15 protein-coding genes and 2 pseudogenes are annotated in these 21,856 nt (G+C 62.8%); 11 read left to right on the plus strand and 6 right to left on the minus strand.

Translation table 11 applies throughout. The annotated features are described in order from the left end of the window. Positions 1-10: 10 nt before the first annotated feature. From aroQ to O7A05_RS15285, 3 genes are all read right to left on the minus strand, one after another. Entirely contained in the window at positions 11-445 is a 435-nt protein-coding gene (aroQ, locus tag O7A05_RS15275) for a type II 3-dehydroquinate dehydratase (RefSeq protein ID WP_337093895.1), read from the minus strand. A 131-nt stretch (positions 446-576) separates the two neighbouring features. After that, the gene (locus tag O7A05_RS15280) at positions 577-1,404 is read right to left on the minus strand and encodes a DsbA family protein (protein ID WP_337093896.1); all 828 of its coding nucleotides are present in this window, start codon (positions 1,402-1,404) and stop codon (positions 577-579) included. A 57-nt stretch (positions 1,405-1,461) separates the two neighbouring features. After that, positions 1,462-2,874, minus strand: a complete 1,413-nt coding sequence (locus O7A05_RS15285; RefSeq protein ID WP_337093897.1) for a M48 family metalloprotease — start codon at positions 2,872-2,874, stop codon at positions 1,462-1,464. 185 nt (positions 2,875-3,059) lie between these two features. Here O7A05_RS15285 and O7A05_RS15290 point away from each other — a divergent pair, with 185 nt between their 5' ends. Next, positions 3,060-4,208, plus strand: coding sequence for a pyridoxal phosphate-dependent aminotransferase (locus tag O7A05_RS15290; protein WP_337093898.1), 1,149 nt, complete (start codon positions 3,060-3,062; stop codon positions 4,206-4,208). Then, positions 4,209-5,137: pseudogene (locus O7A05_RS15295) on the plus strand (glutaminase). It abuts the gene before it with no gap. A 102-nt stretch (positions 5,138-5,239) separates the two neighbouring features. On the opposite strand, the gene O7A05_RS15300 reads toward O7A05_RS15295, so the two are convergent. After that, positions 5,240-8,191 (minus strand): Rne/Rng family ribonuclease, encoded by a 2,952-nt coding sequence (locus O7A05_RS15300; RefSeq protein ID WP_337093899.1) that lies wholly within the window; start codon positions 8,189-8,191, stop codon positions 5,240-5,242. 645 nt (positions 8,192-8,836) lie between these two features. Here O7A05_RS15300 and O7A05_RS15305 point away from each other — a divergent pair. The 8 genes and pseudogenes from O7A05_RS15305 to O7A05_RS15340 all read left to right on the plus strand — a co-directional run bounded on the left by O7A05_RS15305 (position 8,837) and on the right by O7A05_RS15340 (position 17,320). Further along, positions 8,837-10,090 (plus strand): N-acetylmuramoyl-L-alanine amidase, encoded by a 1,254-nt coding sequence (locus O7A05_RS15305; RefSeq protein ID WP_337093900.1) that lies wholly within the window; start codon positions 8,837-8,839, stop codon positions 10,088-10,090. 230 nt (positions 10,091-10,320) lie between these two features. Beyond that, positions 10,321-12,777 carry a penicillin-binding protein 1A gene (locus tag O7A05_RS15310; protein ID WP_337093901.1) on the plus strand — a complete coding sequence of 819 codons (2,457 nt, stop codon included), beginning with the start codon at positions 10,321-10,323 and terminating at the stop codon, positions 12,775-12,777. A gap of 127 nt (positions 12,778-12,904) precedes the next feature. Beyond that, a protein-coding gene (prfB, locus tag O7A05_RS15315; protein ID WP_224582285.1) for a peptide chain release factor 2 occupies positions 12,905-14,036 on the plus strand; the annotation gives its coding sequence in 2 pieces (ribosomal slippage) (positions 12,905-12,970 and positions 12,972-14,036; 1,131 coding nt in all). A 31-nt stretch (positions 14,037-14,067) separates the two neighbouring features. Then, positions 14,068-14,472 carry a GFA family protein gene (locus O7A05_RS15320; RefSeq protein ID WP_337093902.1) on the plus strand — a complete coding sequence of 135 codons (405 nt, stop codon included), beginning with the start codon at positions 14,068-14,070 and terminating at the stop codon, positions 14,470-14,472. A 298-nt stretch (positions 14,473-14,770) separates the two neighbouring features. Next, positions 14,771-15,148, plus strand: a complete 378-nt coding sequence (locus O7A05_RS15325; protein ID WP_337093903.1) for a hypothetical protein — start codon at positions 14,771-14,773, stop codon at positions 15,146-15,148. Between the two features lie 103 nt (positions 15,149-15,251). Beyond that, a pseudogene (locus tag O7A05_RS15330) lies at positions 15,252-15,678 on the plus strand (GFA family protein). Between the two features lie 136 nt (positions 15,679-15,814). Beyond that, on the plus strand, positions 15,815-16,465 hold the full coding sequence (locus O7A05_RS15335; protein WP_112129995.1) for a YiaD family glycine zipper/OmpA-like lipoprotein: 651 nt from the start codon (positions 15,815-15,817) through the stop codon (positions 16,463-16,465). 246 nt (positions 16,466-16,711) lie between these two features. Beyond that, a complete protein-coding gene (locus O7A05_RS15340; RefSeq protein WP_337093904.1) occupies positions 16,712-17,320 on the plus strand; it encodes a hypothetical protein in 609 nt (202 codons plus the stop codon). A 78-nt stretch (positions 17,321-17,398) separates the two neighbouring features. Here the strand turns inward: O7A05_RS15340 and O7A05_RS15345 are convergent, their stop codons facing one another. Next, complete coding sequence (locus O7A05_RS15345) at positions 17,399-18,940, minus strand: DEAD/DEAH box helicase (RefSeq protein WP_337093905.1); 1,542 nt, start codon at positions 18,938-18,940, stop codon at positions 17,399-17,401. Between the two features lie 293 nt (positions 18,941-19,233). Then, complete coding sequence (locus O7A05_RS15350) at positions 19,234-20,007, minus strand: NAD kinase (RefSeq protein ID WP_337093906.1); 774 nt, start codon at positions 20,005-20,007, stop codon at positions 19,234-19,236. Between the two features lie 737 nt (positions 20,008-20,744). Between O7A05_RS15350 and O7A05_RS15355 the strand changes: the two genes are divergently transcribed. Continuing rightward, positions 20,745-21,731, plus strand: a complete 987-nt coding sequence (locus O7A05_RS15355; protein WP_337093926.1) for an NAD-dependent epimerase/dehydratase family protein — start codon at positions 20,745-20,747, stop codon at positions 21,729-21,731. The last annotated feature ends 125 nt before the right edge of the window (positions 21,732-21,856 follow it).

The raw sequence follows: 21,856 nt of genomic DNA on the forward strand, positions 1-21,856 counted from the left end.
TGGGGGCCGGTCACAGGCGTGCCGCCAGTGCCTGCAGCGCGAGCGTGTAGCCGAGCGGCCCGAACCCGCAGATCATGCCGACGGCGACCGGCGCGACCATGGAGACGTGGCGGAAGGGCTCCCGCGCGTGGATATTAGAAAGATGGACTTCCGCGACGGGCATCGGCGCAATAGAGCGGATGGCGTCGTGGATGGCGATCGAAGTGTGGCTGTAGGCGCCGGGATTGATGACGATTCCTGCCGCCTTGTCGCCGGCTTCCTGGATCCAGTCGACCAGATCGCCCTCATGGTTGGACTGGCGAAAATCAATCTCGAGCCCGAGCGCGGCGCCGGCTGCCTTGCAATCCTCGGCTAAGGCGGCAAGCGTCTTGCCGCCATAGATCCCCGGCTCGCGTTTGCCGAGCGCATTGAGATTGGGACCGTTGAGGATGAAAATCGTTTTCAATATGGCGACCTTGTTCTACGCCGGCCCCGAGCCGGCGCACTGGCCTCTATAATGGGCATAGCCGCCCGCGAAAAGAGCGCAAGTGCGTTCTTGCGCTGTCCACAGCGGCCGGCTCTCGCATTCGCAAGCGCTTACAGCGCGCTCTTGGCCTCTTCGATCTTTTCCGCCAGAACCTGCTGGCCGAGTGCTCCGAAGACCACCTCGTTGCCGACCACATAGGACGGCGTGCCGGTGATCGACAGTTTCGTCGCAAGATCATAGGTGCGCGACAGCGTTTCGGCGATGCGCGGATCCTTCATCTTCTCGCGCAGTGCCGCCTCGTCGGCGCCAAGCGAAAGCGCCACCTTGATGGCGGTTGCTTCGGTGGCGCGGCCCTGGCCGCCGAGCAGCGCGGTGTGGAATTCACCGTATTTCTCCGGATGCATCAGGTGGAACGCCATGGAGACGACGCTGGCCTTCTGCGAATCCGGGCTGAGGATCGGGAACTCCTTGAGCACGAAGCGCAGGTCCGGATCGGATTTGGTCAGCGCCTGCATATCCTCGATGGCGCGTTTGCAGAAGCCGCAATTGTAATCGTAGAACTCGACGATCGTGACCTTGCCCTTCGGGTTGCCGACGACGCCGTCGAAGGTCGAGTTGAAGATTTCGTCCTTGGAATTCTTGATGACGCCGAGTGCCGCGAGCCGCTGCTCTTCCTTCTGCTTGGCCTCGAGCGCGTCCTGCACCTCGAGCAGAACCTCCGGATTCTTCAAGAGGTAGTCGCGGATGATGCCTTCGACCTCCTTGCGATCGATCTTGGTATCGGCGGAGGCCTTGGTATCAGTGGAGGACGTGACCTGCGCGACTTGCACGGTATCGGCCTTCGCGGCCTGCGGGTTTCCCGCGACGAAGCCGAAGGCCAGCATGCCGAGTGCCACCGCCAGGCCGCCGGCACTGCCAAGCAGGATTGCCTTGTTCATGATTGTCTATCCTTTTGCCTGTCCCGGCGCCTTGGTCGCGGCCAACGTCCGGAAGGTTCATTTGAGTTTGTTCGATGGCGTGTAGTTTATAATATCCTGAGCGCGGACCCAGCGGGGTTCGCCGCGCTTCAATTTCTGTTGAGCGCGCATGGCGAAGATCTTCGCGTTCTTGTAGTCGCCCGAATAGTAATGGCCCTCGGCGGTGGCGAGATCTGCGGCCGGAACGTCACCGAGTTCGCCATAGGCCTGCGCCAGGAAGCGATAGGCATCGGAATTCTCTCTGTCCCGCCCGACGCCATTGTTGAGCTGGATAACCGCCTTCTTGAGCGAATCGGGCGTACCGACCGCCATCAGCGCCTGGCCGAGGGAGATCAACAGCAGGCCGGAGCGTGCGGGATCGAGGCTGACCGCCTTGGCATAGGCGTCCGCCGCGTCCTTCGGCTTGTTGATCTTCATCAGGATGTCGCCGCGCAACTCCTGGAAATAGGGGTTCTTCGGCTGCTCCTTGATCAGCGCCGCCGTCTTGGTCAGCGCCGCGCCCGGATTGCCGTAGAGATAGGTCTGCTGCGCATCGCCGTAGCGGGCGGCGAGGCTGGTCGGATTCTTGCGCATCAGCCGCACGACGGCTGCCTGGCCCTGCATATAAGCGGCGATCTTGATGCGCATCATGTCGTGCCGCTGCTGCAGCGCCGGCGGGTCGATCGTGTTGACGAAGGGGCTCTGCTTGACGAGCGCTTCGAGGTTGGCGATGCGCTCCTGCGGCATCGGGTGGCTGATCCGGTAAGGATCGACCTGGGTGCCGGCGAGCGACAGCGCACTCTGAAAGCGGCCGAAGGTCTTAAGCATACCCATGCCGGATTGGCCGGTGGCGTTGAGATAGGTGATCGCCGAACGGTCCGCGGTGATCTCTTCGGTGCGCTGGTAGGCAAGAATCGAGCGCTGCGCCATCTCGCCGCCGCCGGCGGCGACGCCCATGCCGGCGCCGGCAAGGCCGCGGCTGTTGGTGGTGGCACCGGCCACCATGGCGCCCGCGCCGAGCAGCGTGGCGATGATGGCCATGGTCTTGGCGCGGTCAAGCTGGTCGCGCAATTTCTGCTGATGCCCACCGGCGATGTGGCCGGCCTCGTGCGCGATGACGCCGATGATCTCGTTTGGCGTCTCCGCGATCACCAGCGCGCCGGTGTTGATGAACAGTCGCCGCCCGGTGACGAAGGCGTTGAAGCTCTGGTCGTTGACCAGGACAATGTCGATACCGTCATTGGCGAGCCCCGCCGCCTTGAAGATCGGCCGGGCATAGTCGCGCACCAGCGCCTCGATCTCGGCGTCGCGCACCACCGGCACGCCCTGCGCGAAGGCGCTGACCGAGCTCGACACGGCAACGGCGGCGGCAAGCATAAGCGTCGCGAAACCGCGCGCGGTTCGGCTGAAGGAGGTCGATTTGTCAATCGAGGGTCGGGGTCGGCTCAACATAGGTCCACTGGTAGACGAGCGGGCGAAAGATGAAAAGTCGGCGCCGGCAACTTCCTGCGCGCTTGTGATCCCCATATCAATCGGGCATTTGTGCGGCGCTGCCCTTTAACTAGGGCAGTTCAGGGGCAAGTCAGCGAGGGTCTGCGTCCCGAGTTCGCCGAACAACGGCAATTGGAAGAGGTCAAATGGTCGTTTCGCTTTCGCGCCGGGGGGAAGTCGAGCCCTTCCACGCCATGGACATCCTGGCCGAAGCCAACCGGCTGAAGGCCACCGGCGTGCCCGTCGTGTCGATGGCCGTCGGCCAGCCGTCGGATCCGGCGCCGGTCGGTGTCCGCGAGGCGGCGGCCGCGGCGCTCAGACATGGTCGCATCGGCTATACCGACGCCTTGGGCCTGGCCGACCTGCGCAAGGCGATCGCGGCGCATTATGGCGAGCATTACGGGATCGACGTCGCGTCGTCGCGCATTGCCGTCACCACCGGTTCCTCGGCCGCCTTCAACCTCGCCTTCCTCGCCATGTTCGATCCGGGCGACCGCGTCGCCATCGCCGCGCCCGGCTATCCTGCCTACCGCAACATCATGGCCGCGCTCGGCATCGAGATCGTCGAGATCGAGCTCGGGACGGATGCCTACCTTCACGCCGAGCATCTGAAGGCCGCGCATCGCAAGAAGCCGCTTAAGGGCGTGCTGTTCGCCAGCCCCGCCAATCCGACCGGCGCGGTCATACCGGCGGACGAGCTCGCCGCGCTGGTCAAGACAGCCGAAGAACTCGGCATCGCCGTGATCTCGGACGAGATCTATCACCGGCTGGCCTATGCGGGACCGGATGTTACCGCGCTGGCGCATGGCGCCGGCGTCACCGTGATCAATTCCTTCTCGAAATACTATTGCATGACCGGCTGGCGCATCGGCTGGATGGTGTTGCCGGAAGAACTGGTGCGGCCGGTCGAGCGTGTCGCCCAGAGCCTCTACATCTCGCCGCCGGAACTGTCGCAGATCGCGGCGATCGAGGCCTTCAAGGCGACGGAGGAGCTCGAAAAGGTGAAGGCGCGTTACGCCTGGAACCGCGACCTTCTGATGACGCGTCTGCCGGAACTCGGCTTCGCGCTCGCCGCACCGATGGACGGCGCCTTCTATGCTTTCTGCGATGTCACCCGCCACACCAATGACAGCATGGCCTTTGCCCGCAAGATGCTGGCCGAAGCGCATGTAGCGGCGACGCCCGGCCGCGATTTCGACCCGCTGCAGGGCCACCGCACCATGCGCTTTTCCTATGCCGGCAGCCATGACGACATGGTCGAGGCGCTGGCGCGCATCGAACGCTGGCTGAAATAGATGCCGGAACTCGAGCAGGCACTGGCCGAAGTGGCGGCCGAAATGGCGGAGCGCACCGATCGCGGCGAGGTGGCGACCTACATCCCCCAGCTCGGCAAGGTCGATCCGACGAAATTCGGCATCGCCGCGGTGACCAATGACGGCCGCGTCATTCTTGCCGGCGACGCCGACCAGCATTTTTCGATCCAGAGCGTCTCGAAAGTCTTCACCCTCACGCTGGCGTTGGGCAAGGTCGGCGATGCGCTCTGGCATCGCGTCGGCCGCGAGCCGTCCGGCAATCCGTTCAACTCGATCGTCCAGCTCGAGCACGAGAACGGCATCCCACGCAATCCGTTCATCAATGCCGGCGCCATCGTCGTCTCCGACGTCCTGCTCGCCGGCCATCAGCCGCGCGAGGCGATCGGCGAAATCCTGCGCTTCATCCAGTTCCTCGCCGATGACGAGACGATCATCATCGAGCGCGAGGTGGCGGCGTCCGAACGGGCCACCGGCTATCGCAACTTCGCCCTGGCCAACTACATGAAGTCTTTCGGCAATCTCCACCATGAGCCAGACTTGGCGCTGGGTGTCTATTCCACCATTGTGCCATTGCCATGAGCTGCCGCCAGCTTGCCATGGCCGGTCGCTTTCTGGCCAATGGCGGCAGGAACCCGGCGACCGGGCATTCAGTCGTGTCGGCCGAGCGGGCACGCCGCATCGGCGCGCTGATGCTGACCTGCGGCCATTATGACGGTTCCGGCGATTTCGCCTTCCGCGTCGGCATTCCCGGCAAAAGCGGTGTCGGCGGCGGCATTCTCGGCATCGTGCCAGGAGTGGCTTCGCTGGCGGTGTGGTCTCCCGGCCTCAACGAGAACGGCAACTCCCAGCTCGGTTCCTTCGCGCTGGAGAAACTCGCCCGGCTGATGAACTGGTCGATTTTCGCGCCTTAAAGCAACTACGCAGCGGTTTTCCGTCCCGCGCGGATACGAAAAATCCCGCGCCAGATACGGCGCGGGATTCTTTTAGAAAATCAATCTAATGACCTGAAAAGCTTAGAAAAAACCCTTGCGCTGCCACCAGCCGGCGCGCTTCGGCTTGTCTTCGGCCTTGGCCTCGTCGGACACGTTCGAAGACACGACGGGAACAACCGGCGCGTCGACTGACTGTGGCTTGCGCCGCGTCGGATGGGCATTGGTGGCAGGCTCCGCCTCGGAGGCCGCGGGAGCAGCAGCAGCCGGCTCCGGCTCGACAGCTGCGGGCGCGACCTGGGCCTCGGCCACAGGCTCCGATACCGTCTCGGCCACGGTTTCCTCGGCTGCCTTCTTGGCTCTCGAACGGCGCGGCTTCTTTGGTTTTTCGGCCGCCTCGGTGTCGTCATTGGCCGCCTCGGGAGCGGCAGGCTCGGGCATGGCTGCCACGACCGGTTCGCCGGCGGTTTCCTCACCCTCCGCCGCTTCGTCCTCGCTGTCGCCGACAGTCTCGCCGGCAAGCGCCTCCGAAGGCTCGTCCTCGCGGCGATTGCGTTTTCCCCCGCGCTTGCCGCGCCGGCGCTTCTTGCCGGCGCCTTCATCGCTTGCTGCCGCCACGGCTTCGCCGCCGGCGGTCACTTCCTGGGCTGCCTCATCCGTTGCCGCATCGCCGGCTTCCTCCGGCGCCGGAGCGGCAATGGCTTCACCATTGTGCTCGCGATCGCGGTCCCTGCCGCCGCGCCGCCGCCGGCGTTTGCGGCGCCTGCGGCCTTCGCCGTCCTCGGAGTGCTGTGGGTGCTGGCCCTGCTGCTGCGGCTGGCGCGGCTGTTCGGCCTTCGCCGAAACCTCTTCTTCCTCTTCCTCGACGACGATCTCGTCCTCGGGCTCTTCCGGCTCGACATAGGCCGGCAGGCTGCGCACCTCGACAAAGCCTTCCGGCTTTTCGGCAACGGCGCCGCGGAAGATCGCATAGTGCTGGGTGCCGAGGGTTTCGTCAGCCTCGATCGTGATGGTCAGGCCGAAGCGGGCTTCGAGCTCCACCAGATTGGCGCGCTTGTGGTTGAGCACGTAGAGCGCGGTCGCGGCCGGCGTGCGCACGATGATGTGGCTACGCGAATCCTTGAGCAGGAATTCCTCGATCGCCCGCACCACCATCAGCGCCACGGAGGAATCGGAGCGCACATGGCCGGTACCGCCGCAGTGCGGGCACGGCTTCATGGTCGATTCCAACACGCTGGCGCGGATGCGCTGGCGCGACATTTCCATCAGGCCGAAATGCGAGATGCGGCCGACCTGGATACGGGCGCGGTCGTTCTTGAGGTGATCCTTCAGCCGCTTCTCGACGGAGCGGTTGTTGCGGTTCTCCTCCATGTCGATGAAGTCGATGACGATGAGGCCGGCAAGGTCGCGCAGCCTGAGTTGGCGCGCGACTTCCTCGGCTGCCTCCAGATTGGTGTGGAGCGCGGTCTCCTCGATCGAATGCTCCTTGGTGGAGCGGCCGGAGTTGACGTCGATCGAAACCAGCGCCTCGGTCTGGTTGATGATGATGTAGCCGCCGCTCTTCAACGTCACCTGCGGCTGAAGCATGCGGTCGAGCTGCGCCTCGATGCCGTTGCGCACGAAGATCGGCGTGGTGTCGCGGTAGGGCTGAACCACCTTGGCGTGGCTCGGCATCAGCATGCGCATGAAGTCCTTGGCCTCGCGATAACCGTCCTCGCCGGAGACCAGGATCTCGTCGATATCCTTGTTGTAGAGGTCGCGCACCGAGCGCTTGATCAGGCTGCCTTCCTCATAGACCAGGGCAGGGGCCGTGGATTGCAGCGTAAGGTTTCGGACATTCTCCCAAAGCCGCATCAGATATTCGTAGTCGCGCTTGATCTCGGCCTTTGTGCGGCTTTCGCCGGCGGTGCGCAGGATTACGCCCATTCCTTGCGGCACTTCGAGGTCGGCCACGACCTCCTTCAGGCGCTTGCGGTCTTGCGCGTTGGTGATCTTGCGCGAGATGCCGCCGCCGCGCGCTGTGTTCGGCATCAGCACCGAATAGCGGCCGGCAAGCGAGAGGTACGTGGTGAGCGCCGCGCCCTTGTTGCCGCGCTCTTCCTTGACCACCTGCACCAAAAGGATCTGGCGGCGCTTGATGACTTCCTGGATCTTGTACTGGCGACGCACAGGCTTGCGGCGGTTGCGGATCTCCTCGAGCGCGTCTTCGGCGCCGACCGATTCGACCTCGTGCTCGTCCGAATGCGAGGAAGAGACCTCCTCCAGCATGCCGCGATCATTGTCGCTGGCAGCGGCTTCGCCGCTCTGCTCGGGCTGATCCGTCTGCCGGACCGCTTCGGAGATCACGTCGGCTTCGACGCTCGCGGCAATCGAGGTGGAGCCGCCTTCGGACGGCTTGCCGTCCTCGTCATCGGCGTCATCGTCGGCTGCTAATGCGTCGCCGCCAGGTTCTTCAGATGTTCCCGACGCGGCCTCGACCGCCCCGAAGACTGTTTCGGCATTTTCAGCCTGGGCATTGGCGGTCCCGCCGCCGACATCCTCGCTTCCGGCAACCTCGGCAGCGGTGTCGTGGGCCCCGGCCGTTTCAGCCTGGCTTTCCCCATTCTCCGGGGAAGCCGCGATTTCAGCATCGTGCTTGTGCTCGCCGCGCTCGCGGTTCTTGCCGCCGCGGCGCCTGTTGCGGCGACCGCCGCGATCGCGCGCCTGCTCTTCGCCGCTCTCGGCTTCCTCGTCGTCTTCGTCCTCGGCTTCCTGCGCTTCAGCGCGCAGCAGAGCCTGACGGTCGGCGACCGGGATCTGGTAATAATCGGGATGAATTTCACTGAAGGCGAGAAAACCGTGACGGTTGCCGCCATACTCGACAAAGGCTGCCTGGAGGGAAGGTTCGACCCGGGTTACGCGGGCGAGGTAGATGTTTCCTTTGAGCTGCTTCTTGTCCTGGGATTCAAAGTCGAATTCTTCGATGCGGTTACCGCGAACGACGACAACGCGTGTTTCCTCCGGGTGGGAGGCGTCTATCAGCATCTTGTTGGGCATTATTTTGTTTCCTGCCGGCAGCCGACGGCCGCAGCCGGCGTGGCAATGCCCGCCGCTGTGCGCCTGTATCTGTGTGCATGCCGGATAATTGAATGTCCGCTAGCCGCCGCTTCAGCGCGATGGCGGTGCCGCCCGCAGCCACTATGGCGCGGTTTGATGCGGACCTTTCCATGATTGCGCTTGAAGCCATCGGCACCAGCAGAACCTTTTGAACCAAAGCCCGGGCTCAGCCGGACCAGCTTGTTTGCTCACAAAGAGCCGGCGCGGGGCAAACCCGGCCGTTTTCCTCACGCAAGCGATTCCCCCGCCACGGGAGCACGCCTGCGAAAATCGTCGCGACCACCTGAGCCTGGGAGGATAACGGAGCCGCCTTTGCATCCGACCTTTGGCAGGAAACTGCTGAGGCGAGCGGTTCCAGGATTGCAGTGATCCAATGTCGCTTTTATGATTTGGCGGGATGGAAGGCAACCCCGATTTCGGATGCCGGCAAAAAGCGCTTCCGCAGGGGAAGGTGCCTTTCATCGCGTCCATGAAAGGCTTGGTTAACCTTCTCTGAATACCAATCGTTAATTGAATAGGTGGCCTGACGGGCACTCTGCAGGAAGGCGGGGCGCAAGGCGCCGAACCGGGAGCGACGGATAAGAGATGGGACCGGCGGGTACCGCGGACAAGAGGGGTAGGGTCGCCGGGGGCTTCCTGCGCTTGGCCTGGACCGCCTTGCTGCTGACCATTCTGTCCTGTTTCGTCGCCGCGCACGCCGACACCCTGCTTGGCGCGACCGGCTACAAGATGGCCGGCGACGCCACAAAGATGCGCATCGTCGTGAATTTCGACCGCGAGCCGGAGGTCAAATGGTTCCTGCTGCGCGGCCCCAATCGCCTGGTCATTGACCTGCCGCGCACACGATTCGCCCTCGGCGCCAAGGATGTGAAACCGCGCGGGCTTGTGCGTGCCGTCCGCTACGGCGATCAGGGACACGGTTCGCGCCTGATCCTCACCGGCAAGGGACCTTTCGCTGTCGACAAGCTCGACGTGCTCAAGAATGACGATGGCAGCGGCTATCGCATCGCCGTCGACATGTCGGCCGCCTCGGAACGGGAATTCGACGCGGCTCTCGCCAACCAGTCGCTGACAACCGGTTCGACGGTTTCCACCGAAAAGGGCGAGCGGGTCGGCACCGGACCTATCTCGGCGCCCGGCCATCGCTTCACGGTGGTTATCGATCCGGGCCATGGCGGCGTCGATGGTGGCGCAGAAAGCTCGGCCGGCACGGTCGAGAAGGACGTCACGCTCGCCTTTGCCAAGGAACTGCGCGACAAGCTGGCCGCGGCCGGCAAATACGATGTCTACATGACACGCGACAACGACCTGTATCTGGCGCTGGACGAACGCGTGCGCATCGCGCGCCAGCACGAGGCTGATCTTTTGATCTCCATCCATGCCGACACGATTTCCGTCAAAGGGCTTCGCGGCGCCACGGTCTACACGCTCTCGGACAAGGCCTCCGACCCGGAGGCCCAGGCGCTCGCCGATCGCGAGAACCTCTCCGACCAGTTCGCCGGGATGAGGATCGAGGACGACAACAAAGAAGTCACCGACATCCTGATCGATCTGATCCGCCGCGAAACCCATAGTTTCTCGATGAGCTTCGCCCACACCCTCGTCGGTCAGTTGTCGACCAGCGTCGGCCTCATCAACAATCCGCAGCGTTCGGCCGGCTTCAGGGTGCTCAAGGCTCCCGACGTGCCGTCCGTCCTGGTCGAGCTCGGTTATCTTTCCAACGTCAAGGACGAGGCGCAGCTGCTCAATGCCGACTGGCGCGGCAAGGCGGCGCAAAGCATAACCAACGCGGTTGCCCTCTTTGCCGCCGCCAAGGCCGGTACCGCGACGGGCGGCTGACCCGCCGCACCTGCCCGCAACCGCCGGACGTCTGCAACCACAAGCAGCGTTGCATGACAACAACACCAGGCGTTATTATTCGGCAACCGAGTCCTCAAATTTCGCGCTGCCGTATTTTGTCCACATGGCCGCGACATGGGTTTTTCGATTGCGGATTGGGACCGCCCCGGGAAGCTTGCGCGACTGTCGGCTTCGTTTAGGAAATTCCCGAACCTCGGACTGGAGCGGGCATGATTCGTCTCATCGGCTATTTCTTCGGCATCGGCACGACGCTGGCGCTGCTGGTGGCGGCCGGCCTTGCCATTTATATCAGCCATCTGACGAAGGACCTGCCCGACTACGAGGTTTTGGCCAAATACGAACCGCCGGTGACGACGCGCATTCACGCCTCCGACGGTTCGCTGATGGCCGAATATGCGCGCGAACGGCGTCTCTATCTGCCGATCCAGGCCATCCCTGACCGCGTCAAGGCCGCCTTCATGTCGGCCGAGGACAAGAACTTTTACAACCACCCCGGCATCGACATCACCGGCCTCGGCCGCGCGATTGTCGTCAACTTGCAGAACTTCGGCTCAGGCAGGCGCCAGGTCGGCGCTTCGACAATCACCCAGCAGGTGGCGAAGAACTTCCTGCTCACCTCCGATCAGACCTATGAGCGTAAGATCAAGGAGATGATCCTGGCCTTCCGCATCGAGCAGGCCTATTCGAAGGACCGCATCCTCGAGCTCTACCTCAACGAAATCTTCTTCGGCTTCGGCGCCTACGGCGTCGCGGGTGCTGCGCTCACCTATTTCGACAAGTCGGTCAACGAGTTGACAGTCGCGGAAGCCGCCTATCTCGCCTCGTTGCCGAAGGGCCCGAACAACTATCACCCCTTCAAGCACGCCGATCGCGCGCTCGAGCGCCGCAACTGGGTCATCGACCAGATGGTCGAGAACGGCTACGTCACCCGCGAGGAGGGCGACAAGGCCAAGGCTGAACCGCTCGGCGTGACGCCGCGCCGCAACGGCTCATACCTGTTCGCCGGCGAGTACTTCACCGAGGAGGTCCGCCGCCAGATCATCGCGCGCTACGGCGAGAACGCACTCTACGAGGGCGGCCTGTCGGTGCGCACGACGCTCGATCCGAAAGTCCAGCTCATCGCGCGCAAGGCGATGCAGAACGGTCTGCTCAAATACGACATGCTGCGCGGTTATCGCGGTCCCGTGACGCATATCGACATCTCCGGCGACTGGGGCGTGCCGCTCGGCAATGTGAAGGGTCTCGAGGACGTGCCGGAATGGACGCTGGCCGTCGTGCTCGACAGTTCGGCGACTGGTCTCGCCATCGGCCTTCAGCCGGCGCGACAGGTTTCCGGCGACCTCGTCAAGGACCGTGTCCAGGGTACCGTCAGCAAGGAAGACATGGGCTTCGCCATGCGCCACTTCGTCAACGGCAAGTCCGTCAGGGCGAAGTCCCCGGCGGAGGTGCTGGAGCCCGGCGACGTGATCTACGTGCAGAAGAACGAAAGCTCCGACAACACCTACATGCTGCGCCAGGTGCCGGAGGTGGAGGGCGGCCTCGTTGCCATGGATCCGCATACCGGCCGCGTGCTCGCCATGGTCGGCGGCTTCTCCTACGCGCAGTCCGAGTTCAACCGCGCAACCCAGGCGATGCGCCAGCCCGGCTCCTCGTTCAAGCCGATCGTCTATTCGGCTGCGCTCGACAATGGTTACACCCCGGCCTCGGTGATCATGGACGGCCCCATCACCATCCAGAGCGGCAACACCACCTGGACGCCGAAGAACTATGACGGCACGGTCGCGGGCCCGGCCACCTTGCGCTCCGGCATCGAGAAATCGCGCAACCTGATGACGGTGCGGCTTGCCAACGACATGGGCATGAAGCTGGTCGTGGAATATGCCGAGCGCTTCGGCGTCTACGATCATCTGGCGCCCTATCTGCCGATGGCGCTGGGCTCCGGCGAGACGACCGTCATGCGCATGGTGTCGGCCTATTCGATCATGGCCAATGGCGGCAAATCGATCAAACCCTCGCTCATCGACCGGATCCAGGACCGTTACGGCAAGACGGTGTTCAAGCAGGACGAGCGCGGCTGCGAAGGCTGTAACGCCACCGAATGGAAGGACCAGCCCGAGCCTGAGCTGGTCGACAATTCCGAGCAGGTGCTCGATCCGATGACCGCCTACCAGATCACCTCGATGATGGAAGGCGTGGTGCAGCGCGGCACCGGCGCCACCATCGGTGAACTGGGCCGCCACATCGCAGGCAAGACCGGCACGACCAATGACGAGAAGGACGCCTGGTTCATCGGCTACACGCCCAACCTCGTGGTCGGCCTTTATATGGGCTACGACACGCCGCGCGGCCTCGGCCATGGCGCCACCGGCGGTGGTCTCGCTGCGCCGATCTTCAAGGATTTCATGCGCGTCGCGCTCGACGGCAAGCCGAACACCGACTTCCAGGTCCCGGACGGCATGAAGCTGATCGCCATCAACCGCAAGACCGGCATGCGCGCCGCCGAGGGCGATCCCAACACCATCGTCGAGGCGTTCAAGCCCGGCACCGGACCGGCCGACAGCTATTGGGTGATCGGCATGGGTGCAGACGGCTCGAACGGCTCGGGCGGAGCGCTGTCGCCCCAGGCCAACCAGGCCATCCAGGATGGCGGCGGCGGCCTCTACTGACCTCGCGCATTTCTGAAATGGGCCGGCGAGAAACCGCCGGCCATTTCGCTTTACAGGCGGCGATGCCGTGCCTATGTATCGCGCCTATTCCGAAAAGACCGAAAAGAACAGGACCGAACGAAAAGCCATGCGCGCGGAAACGCAAAACATTGTCGACGAGATCAGGCAGGCGATAACCCTGCTGAGGAGGCATCTTTGACTGGGACCAGGCTGTAAAGCGGCTTGATTACCTGAATTCGCGTGCCGAGGATTCCAGCCTGTGGAATGATCCGACCGAAGCGCAGAAGCTGATGCGGGAGCGCCAGGAACTCGAGGATGGTATCGCTGCCGTTAAGGGAATGACACAGGCGCTGGAAGACAATATCGGCCTGATCGAGCTCGGCGAGGAAGAGGGCGACGAGGGTATCATCGCCGAGGCGGAGGCGGCGCTGCGTTCGATGCAGGGCGAGGCCAAGGCTCGCCAGGTCGAGACACTGCTCTCCGGCGAAGCCGACGCCAACGACACCTATCTCGAAATCCATGCCGGCGCCGGCGGTACCGAGAGCCAGGACTGGGCTTCGATGCTCCTGCGCATGTACACGCGCTGGGCCGAGCGCCGTCGTTTCAAGGTCGAGGTGCTGGAAGTCCATGACGGCGAAGAGGCGGGCATCAAGTCCGCCACCGTGCTGATCAAGGGCCACAATGCCTATGGCTGGCTGAAGACGGAGTCCGGCGTCCATCGCCTGGTGCGCATTTCGCCTTACGACAGCAACGCGCGGCGCCACACATCCTTCGCCAGCGTCTGGGTCTATCCGGTCATCGATGACTCGATCGAGATCAATGTTTCCGAATCCGATGTGCGCATCGACACCTATCGTTCATCGGGTTCGGGCGGCCAGCACGTCAACACCACCGACTCGGCGGTGCGCATCACCCATCTGGCGACCGGTATCGCGGTCGCCTGTCAGGCCGAGCGCTCGCAGCACAAGAACCGCGCCAAGGCCTGGGAAATGCTGCGCTCGCGCCTCTACGAGGAAGAGCTGAAGAAGCGCGAGGCGGTCGCCAACGCCACGGAAGCGTCGAAGAGCGACATCGGCTGGGGCCACCAGATCCGCTCTTACGTGCTGCAGCCCTATCAGCTCGTGAAGGACCTGCGTACGGGCGTCGAAAGCACCTCGCCGTCGAGCGTGCTCGATGGCGACCTCGACGAGTTCATGGAAGCCTCGCTCTCACATCGCATCGAGGGCGGTGCCGGCGAAGCGGTGGCGGACCTCGACTAGGATTCCCGGCGCTGCACGACGGAGGAAGCTGGTGACGCGCAAACTTACCGGGAAATGCTTCTGCGGCGCCGTTCGCTATGAAGTGGCGGACGAATTCGTTTACGCCGCCAATTGCCACTGCTCCAACTGCCGGCGCACGACCGGGTCGGCGTTCAAACCCTTCGCCGGCATCGAGCGCGGCAAGTTCCGTCTCACCGCCGGCGACGACAGGCTGCTGATCTTCGGCGACGAGAGCGGCCATGACGCCCATTGCGGCCGATGTGGCTCGCTCCTCTATTCATTGGTGCGTGATGGCGCCTACGTCCATGTCGCCATGGGGACGTTGATGGATGATCCAGGCATTCGCCCGAGCGCACATATCTTCGTCGGTTCAAAGGCGCCGTGGTTCACGATTACAGACGATCTGCCGCAATATCGTGAACATGCCGACGCCTGAAGGCCGGAACCTCCGTCAGCGGAACTTCGTTCTTAGGCACCCTGGGCGCAGGCCTGTCGTCTGGTTCATGCCAGCCAAGTCTGCGTACCTTTCCGTCGCCGAAGCTTGAAGCCCGGCGCGCCGCTACGGCGCGCCCACTTCTTGCGCTGGCTATGGAATCAGCTCAGCATTCGGGCTGTGGGATAGAAGCATTTATGGCCGGACGCGGCATAACTGCGACTGACGATCCGGCCACTGGGAAGAACACGTTCCGGGAACGGGCAAGCGAAAACGCTTGATGCTCGAAAGGAACGTTTCGATGTCTGCTGCCATATCAAGATCGGCCAAAGCCGTTCGACCGGCCGGCCGACTTTTGTTCTCCCTCTTCGCCGTTGGAGCCATCTCGGTGCTAGCGCCGCCAGCCATCGCGCACGACGCCCAACCCACGGCCGCCATGCCGCAAGGCTGGAAATACCCCTTTGCCTGCTGCGCCAATTTCGACTGCAAGGAGGTGCCTCAGTCGTCCATCAGCGAGCGGCCTGAAGGCTATGTCATAATGGGCACAGGCGAGGTGGTGGCCTATAGCGACAAGCGGATCAAGAATTCACCCGACGGCGAATACCACTGGTGCGCGCATCAGGCCGGGCTCGACGCCGGCAAGACCATCTGCCTGTTCGTGCCGCCGCCCTCTTATTAGGAGCAATTCCAGGAAAAGTGTGAGCGGTTAAGTTCGGCGCCTCGCCGTAACCTTCCGTCCGGAATTGCGTAAAACAAGAGATAGGGCGTTTCACCGTTTTTCCGTGAAACGGTGGAACGCACTAGCCTTCGCGAGCCAATGCGAGGCGCGAGAAAGCTTCGAGCGCGCCAGGGGAAGCTGCCACTGCAAGGCGACAACCTTCGAGGTTGCCGAGGCGCCACAGACGGTGACGCAATGCACATGCTCGTTCTGCGCGAAGCGCGGGGTCGCTATGGGCCTATTATGTGCCCTCGCAATTCAAGCTCACAAGCCCGCTGGAGAACGTCTCCTTCTATCGCTGGGGCTCGAAGACCGTGAAGCATGGTTTCTGCGCCATTTGCGGTTGCGGCACCTTCACTGAAACGCCTGACTGGTCGACCGGGAAGCCGGATTTCGACAATCCGAAGATCAGCGTCAACTCGCGCCTGTTCGACGATTTCGACCTGGATAAGGTCGAGGTGGTGGTCATCGACGGCAAGAATTTGTGGTAGAGGCGACGCGGGAACGGCGACTGAGCTTTGCGGCCGCATAGCCGTTCCGTTTTTCGCCGCATTTCATGCTACAAGGCTGCGGAAGGGCTGATTTGGCGTGGCCGCAAGGGCCGCGAATTGGAGAGGGACCAATCTTATGAAGAAGACCGTGCTCGTCGTCGTGGCGACGGCTGTGCTGGTGAGCGCCTGCACCACCACCGATCCGTATACCGGCGACCAGAAGATTTCCAACACGGCGGCCGGTGCCGGCCTTGGCGCGCTGGCAGGCGCCAGCCTTGGTCTGCTCGCCGGCGGCAATGACCGCCGCAACGCCTTGATCGGCGCCGGCATCGGCGCTCTCGCCGGCGGCGCGATCGGCGCGACCATGGACCAGAACGAGGCTGAGCTCCGCCGTCAGTTGCAGGGCACCGGCGTCAGCGTCACCCGCAGCGGCGACCAGATCATCCTCAACATGCCGTCCGACATCACCTTCAATGTCGACCAGGATGCGGTGAAGCCCGGCTTCTATCCGGTGCTGAATTCGGTCGCGCTGGTGCTAAAGAAGTTCCGCCAGACCACGGTGGACGTTTTCGGCCATACCGATTCGACCGGCAGCGACCAGCACAATTTCGACCTGTCGCAGCGACGCGCTCTTGCCGTCGCCAATTATCTTGCCGGCCAGGGCGTCGATCAGCGCCGCTTCGCCGTCACCGGATTCGGCAAGACGCGTCCGATCGCATCCAATGCGACGGCCCAAGGCCGCGAACAGAACCGGCGCGTCGAAATCCAGCTGTCGCCGCTCACCTGAGAGAAACCGCTCGATAACGCAACCTATCAAAGCAAAACGGCCCCGCACGGGGCCGTTTTCGTTCGGCGAGTCCAAAGACAGATCGGAATATAAGCTTATTCTAATTTGCTAATTGATGCTTTTCCAGAACCGGGGAAGGGACTACCATTCTGCTGTTCCAGAGGGATGGGGTGGTCAACCGGCCGCGCAATCAGCATCTGCCGCCCCGGTCTTGCACGGCCAGATCAGGAAATCTGGGAGGAATGCATGACAAGAACAGCTCGCCTCGGACGCCGCGGCGTCCTCGTTTTGACTGGCCTTTTGGGCGCATGGCTTGGAGCCGCCTCGGCTTGGGCCGAGGATGCCAACAAGGCAGATATCGAGGCCCTGAAAAAATCGCTGGCCAAATATGAGGACTACACCGCCGCCGTCCGCGATCTCTATTTGTCGACTGTCGGCTGTGTCCATTACGCTGGCGAGAAGATAGACGGCACGATGTATTATCCGAAGGGCGCCATGGGCATCCATTTCGTCAACGTCCCGAGCGTCGGCAAGCCGCTCGACCCGATGAAGCCCAATGTCCTGATCTACGAGCCGACCAAGAAAGGTTTGAAGCTGGTCGGCGTGGAATGGCTGGTGCCGCTGACGCCGGACACCAAGGAGGCGCCGACGCTGTTCGGCCAGAAATTCATGGGGCCAATGGAAGGGCACTATCCGCTCATTCCGAGGGAGTTCGTCCACTACGACCTCCATGCGTGGCTGTTCAGGGACAATCCGAATGGCATGTTCAGCCCGACGAACCCGAACGTGAAATGCACCAAGGCCGATTTTCCAATGCTGGAAAAGCCGACCAAGATGATGCCGGGGCCGATGTAGGGCAGGGCGTGCGAAGGACAGCAAAAGAAACGGCCCCGCTCGGGGCCGTTTTCAGGTCTGCTTCGACCGGGCTGGAGCTCAGACTTTCGCGACGATCCGCATGAAGGCCGGCACGTCGTCGCCGAAGCCGACGGTCGCGTCGTCTTCCTCCTGACGGTGGCGGCCGGGGCGGTCGCGCTGCGGCCGGGTATCGGCGCGCTGCTCGTGACGGTTGCCCGAGCCCTTGCGGTCGTTCTCGGAACGGATAGCGTCCTTGCGGGCGCGTCGTTCGGCAATGTCTGCCACTTCGGCGACAGGCTGCTCCTCGCGCGCGCCATCGGGCGTCTCCTCGCGCTTGGTGTGACGCTCCTTCTTGGGCTCGCGCCGGTCCTTGCGGCCCTCGTCCTTGCGGCCGGCCCTACGCGGCGCGCCGCGCCCACGGCGCGGCTGCTCCTCGCCTTCGCTTTCGGTTACGGTCGACAGGTCGCCGTCATGCCATTCGATCTTCGTGCCGATAAGCCTCTCGATGGCATCGACATATTTGGTGTCCGAGCGGGTGGCGATGGTGAAGGATTTGCCGGAACGTCCGGCCCGGCCGGTGCGGCCGATGCGGTGGACATAGTCCTCGGCATGAATCGGCACGTCGTAGTTGAAGACGTGGCTGACGTCGGGAATGTCGAGACCGCGCGCGGCGACGTCGGAGGCAACGAGGTAGCGCAGCTTGCCGTCGCGGAAATTGGCAAGCATCTGCATGCGGGCGCGCTGGTCCATGTCGCCATGCAGGGCGCCTGCGTCGAAATCATGTTTCAGCAGCGAGCGGAAGAGCTCCGACACCTCGACCTTGCGGTTGCAGAAGATGATGGCGTTCTTCAGGTCGGCGTCTTCGGCCTTGATCAGGTTGCGCAGCGTCTCGCGCTTCTCCCACGGCTTCGTGCCGGACTTCACCAGCCGCTGGACGATGTTGGTCGCAGCCGACGCCGCCTTGGAGACTTCGACGCGCACCGGCGCGTGCAGGAATTTTTCGGTGAGCTTGGTGATCTCCGGCGGCATGGTCGCCGAAAAGAACAGCGTCTGGCGCGTGAACGGAATCATCTCGCAGATGCGCTCGATATCGGGAATGAAACCCATGTCGAGCATACGGTCGGCTTCATCGATGACGAGGATTTCGACGCCGTTGAGCAAGAGCTTGCCGCGCTCGCGGTGGTCGAGCAGGCGGCCGGGCGTGGCGATCAGTACATCGGCGCCGCGCTCGAGCTTCTTGTCCTGCTCGTCGAAGGAGACGCCGCCGATCAGAAGCGCGATGTTGAGCTTGTGGTTCTTGCCGTACTTGACGAAATTCTCTTCGACCTGAGCGGCGAGCTCGCGCGTCGGTTCGAGGATCAGCGTCCGTGGCATGCGGGCACGGGCGCGGCCCTTTTCCAGGCGCGTCAGCATCGGCAGCACGAAAGAAGCGGTCTTGCCGGTGCCGGTCTGGGCAATGCCCAGCACGTCCTTGCCGAGCAGCGCGTGCGGGATGGCACCGGCCTGGATCGGAGTCGGCTCGGTGTAGCCGGCATCGGTGACTGCGGAGAGGACCTTGGGCGAAAGGCCAAGGTCTGTGAACGTCAACGCTTCTTGAGCGATCGTGGTGTCTGATGACAAGTGTTTGATGTCTTTGGCTGGTTCGGGAAATCGCAACGGTGTCCGTCACGGCAGGCGCCACGCGCCTGCAAGATCGGCCTGCAGTTAGGCGCAAGTCCGCGATTTGTCAACAGAAACAGCCGGGAATCCGGCAATTGTGAAGTCGTAACCTTAATTGCGATGCTTAAAGCGCGTCGCATCGAAACGGATTGAGGCTACGCGCTTTAGATCTTTTCTTGATGCATGTCGTGTTCCCAAACCGCTGCGCACTTTTGGGCGGCATGCATTGATCGAACCAGTATCGTTGCGCCGGCTCAGTAGCGGAACTGCTCGGCCAGGATACGTTCGTTCCAGGAATGGTTGGGATCGAACAGCAAAGTTGCCGTCGCCGTCGGCGATTCCCGCACGGTGACGGAAGCCACGGCCTTGACCTCGGTGTGGTCGGCGGCGGCATTCACCGGGCGCTTTTCGGCTTCCAGTATGTCGAAGCGCACCGTCGCCTTGTTGGACAGCAGCGCGCCGCGCCAGCGGCGCGGCCGGAAGGGACTGACCGGCGTCAGCGCCAGCAGCGGCGCATCGAGCGGCAGGATCGGCCCATGCGCGGACAGATTGTAGGCGGTGGAGCCGGCGGGCGTCGCAATCATCACGCCGTCGCAGTTCAGCTCCTCCAGCCGCACCTGGCCGTCGACGGTGATGCGGATCTTCGCGGTCTGGTAGGACTGACGCCACAGCGCCACTTCGTTGATCGCAGGCGCCGAAACGGAGTCGCCGTCATGAGTTACCGCGACCATTTCGAGCGGGCGTATCGTCTCGGCAACGGCGTTGGCGATGCGTTCCTCGAGCCCGCCGGCGCGATATTCGTTCATCAGGAAGCCGATGGTCCCACGGTTCATGCCGTAGACCTTCTTGCCCGTGCTCATCGTCTCGCGCAGCGTCTGCAGAAGAAAGCCGTCGCCACCGAGCGCAATGATAATCTCGGCCTCGGCGACAGGCACCTGCCCATAGCGCGCCGACAGACTTTCCAGCGCGGCGCGGGCGTCGTCGGTATCGGAAGAGACGAAGGCGAAACGGCTGGCGGCTTTGCTCATGGCTCCCGGAGGGCGACCATCTGCGGGGCCGCGCCGGCGACGGCGTAGCATGCGCCGCCCACATCTGTGAAGGGTGCTGCGCCGGCCGCCCCGACAATCGCGCTTCGTGACAGTCGCGACATGAATGTGATGGCCGCTATGGTTAAGACGGGGCTTAAACACTCGTAAAGCCGGATCGATCATGTTAGCCGACAGTGGATGGGTTGGCGGGGGCTGGCCAGTCGAGAGACCTGTCTATTGCCGGTAACGCGTCTGATCATAGTCTTCCTGATGATGGGAAGTTTCGCGCTGATGTTCGCTGAACTCGTGCGTCATTCGGAAGAGATGAGCCAGCGGCCGCAGCCGACGACTTCTCGCTGCGGCGACGCCACGGGAACGCCTTGCCCGCAGAGGGCGCTTTAAAGCAATTCCGGGAAACGTGCGAAGCGGTTTCCGTCCGCGATTGCATCTGCACCAAGGGATGAGCGGTTTGCCGTTCTCGTGAACGCTTTTGGTCCGCGCCGGGATCATTCACCAAATATGCGGCATGAACGGCATGCGGTCGCGATGGCCGCGGCTGACTCCATCTTTCGTGAAATCGCGTGGGAAGTTTCTATCCAGGTCGGTTGCGCACGCTTGCCAGATCGGCGGGCAGCGAAAACGCGCTCGCTAGATTGCTTAGCAATTCGCCAGGCTCTATGTGTCGTTTCGATTCAACCTCGGGGCGAGCGCGCTCCGAAAACAAAATCGGCGTGATGATGCATGGAATAAGTCGTAAGGATCGTCGCGCGGTGTTGGTTGCCGGAGGCAGTGGCTTCATAGGCTCGCATCTGGCCGATCGTCTCTTGCAGCGCACGGATCTCGACTGCCTTGTTGTGGTTGACAACTTATGGACCGGCTCGCCCCAGAACCTTGCGCATCTTAACGATCCGCGATTGAGCCTCGAGATCGGGGATGCGGAGGTCTTCACCACCTCGCAACGGTTCGACGAGATTATTCACCTCGCATCGCCCGCTTCGCCGTGCTGGTACATGAGCGATCCGGCTCGCACAATACGCGCCAATGTCGGCGGTGCTTTCAACCTTCTGGGTTTGCTCAAGCCCGGCGGCCGTTTCTGCTTTTCATCCACCTCGGAGGTATATGGGGATCCGCAGATCTCCCCACAGCCAGAGAGTTACCGAGGTTCAGTGGACTGTACGGGCCCCAGGTCCTCCTATGATGAAAGCAAGCGTTGCACGGAAGCGCTGTTGTTCGAGACCCAACGCACGCAGGGTCTCGACGTGAGAGTGGTCCGGCTCTTCAATGTATACGGACCCCGCACACGTATCGATGACGGGCGTGCGATTTCGAACTTCATAAGCCAGGCGCTGACGACTGGAGTACTGACCGTCTATGGTGATGGCCTGCAATCGCGCAGCTGGGGTTATGTCGATGACATCGTCGACGGATTGGAGCGTTTCTTCTGGCGCGACAATATTTCACATCGTGGCCCGCTCAATATCGGCAACAATTGCGAGGTCTCGGTCCTGGATATCGCGAAATTCGTCTGCTCCCTGGTTCCCGGCAGCTCGATCGTCCATCATGAACCGGTTCCTCAAGATCCGACAAATCGTTGCCCTGACTTGAGATTGGCCAAGCGTATTCTTCCAGGTTGGGAAGCCGCTACAGATTATCAGGAAGGTATTCGACGGACCTTTGAGTGGTTCCGGAGCCAGATTGCCACCCCTGCCGCGGCCACGGCCTAGATCAGAATGACGTTTCGCTGAATCGTCATCCTGATCTAATTCTTTGTTGGAACATGATCTTCTCCGAAATCGGTTCCCGCTTTTCGGGATCATGCTCTAGTTGTTAAGAGTTCTGCCGACTTCGC

The organism is Mesorhizobium argentiipisi (SeqCode) (genome assembly GCF_037179585.1).
Lineage (GTDB): Bacteria > Pseudomonadota > Alphaproteobacteria > Rhizobiales > Rhizobiaceae > Mesorhizobium > Mesorhizobium argentiipisi.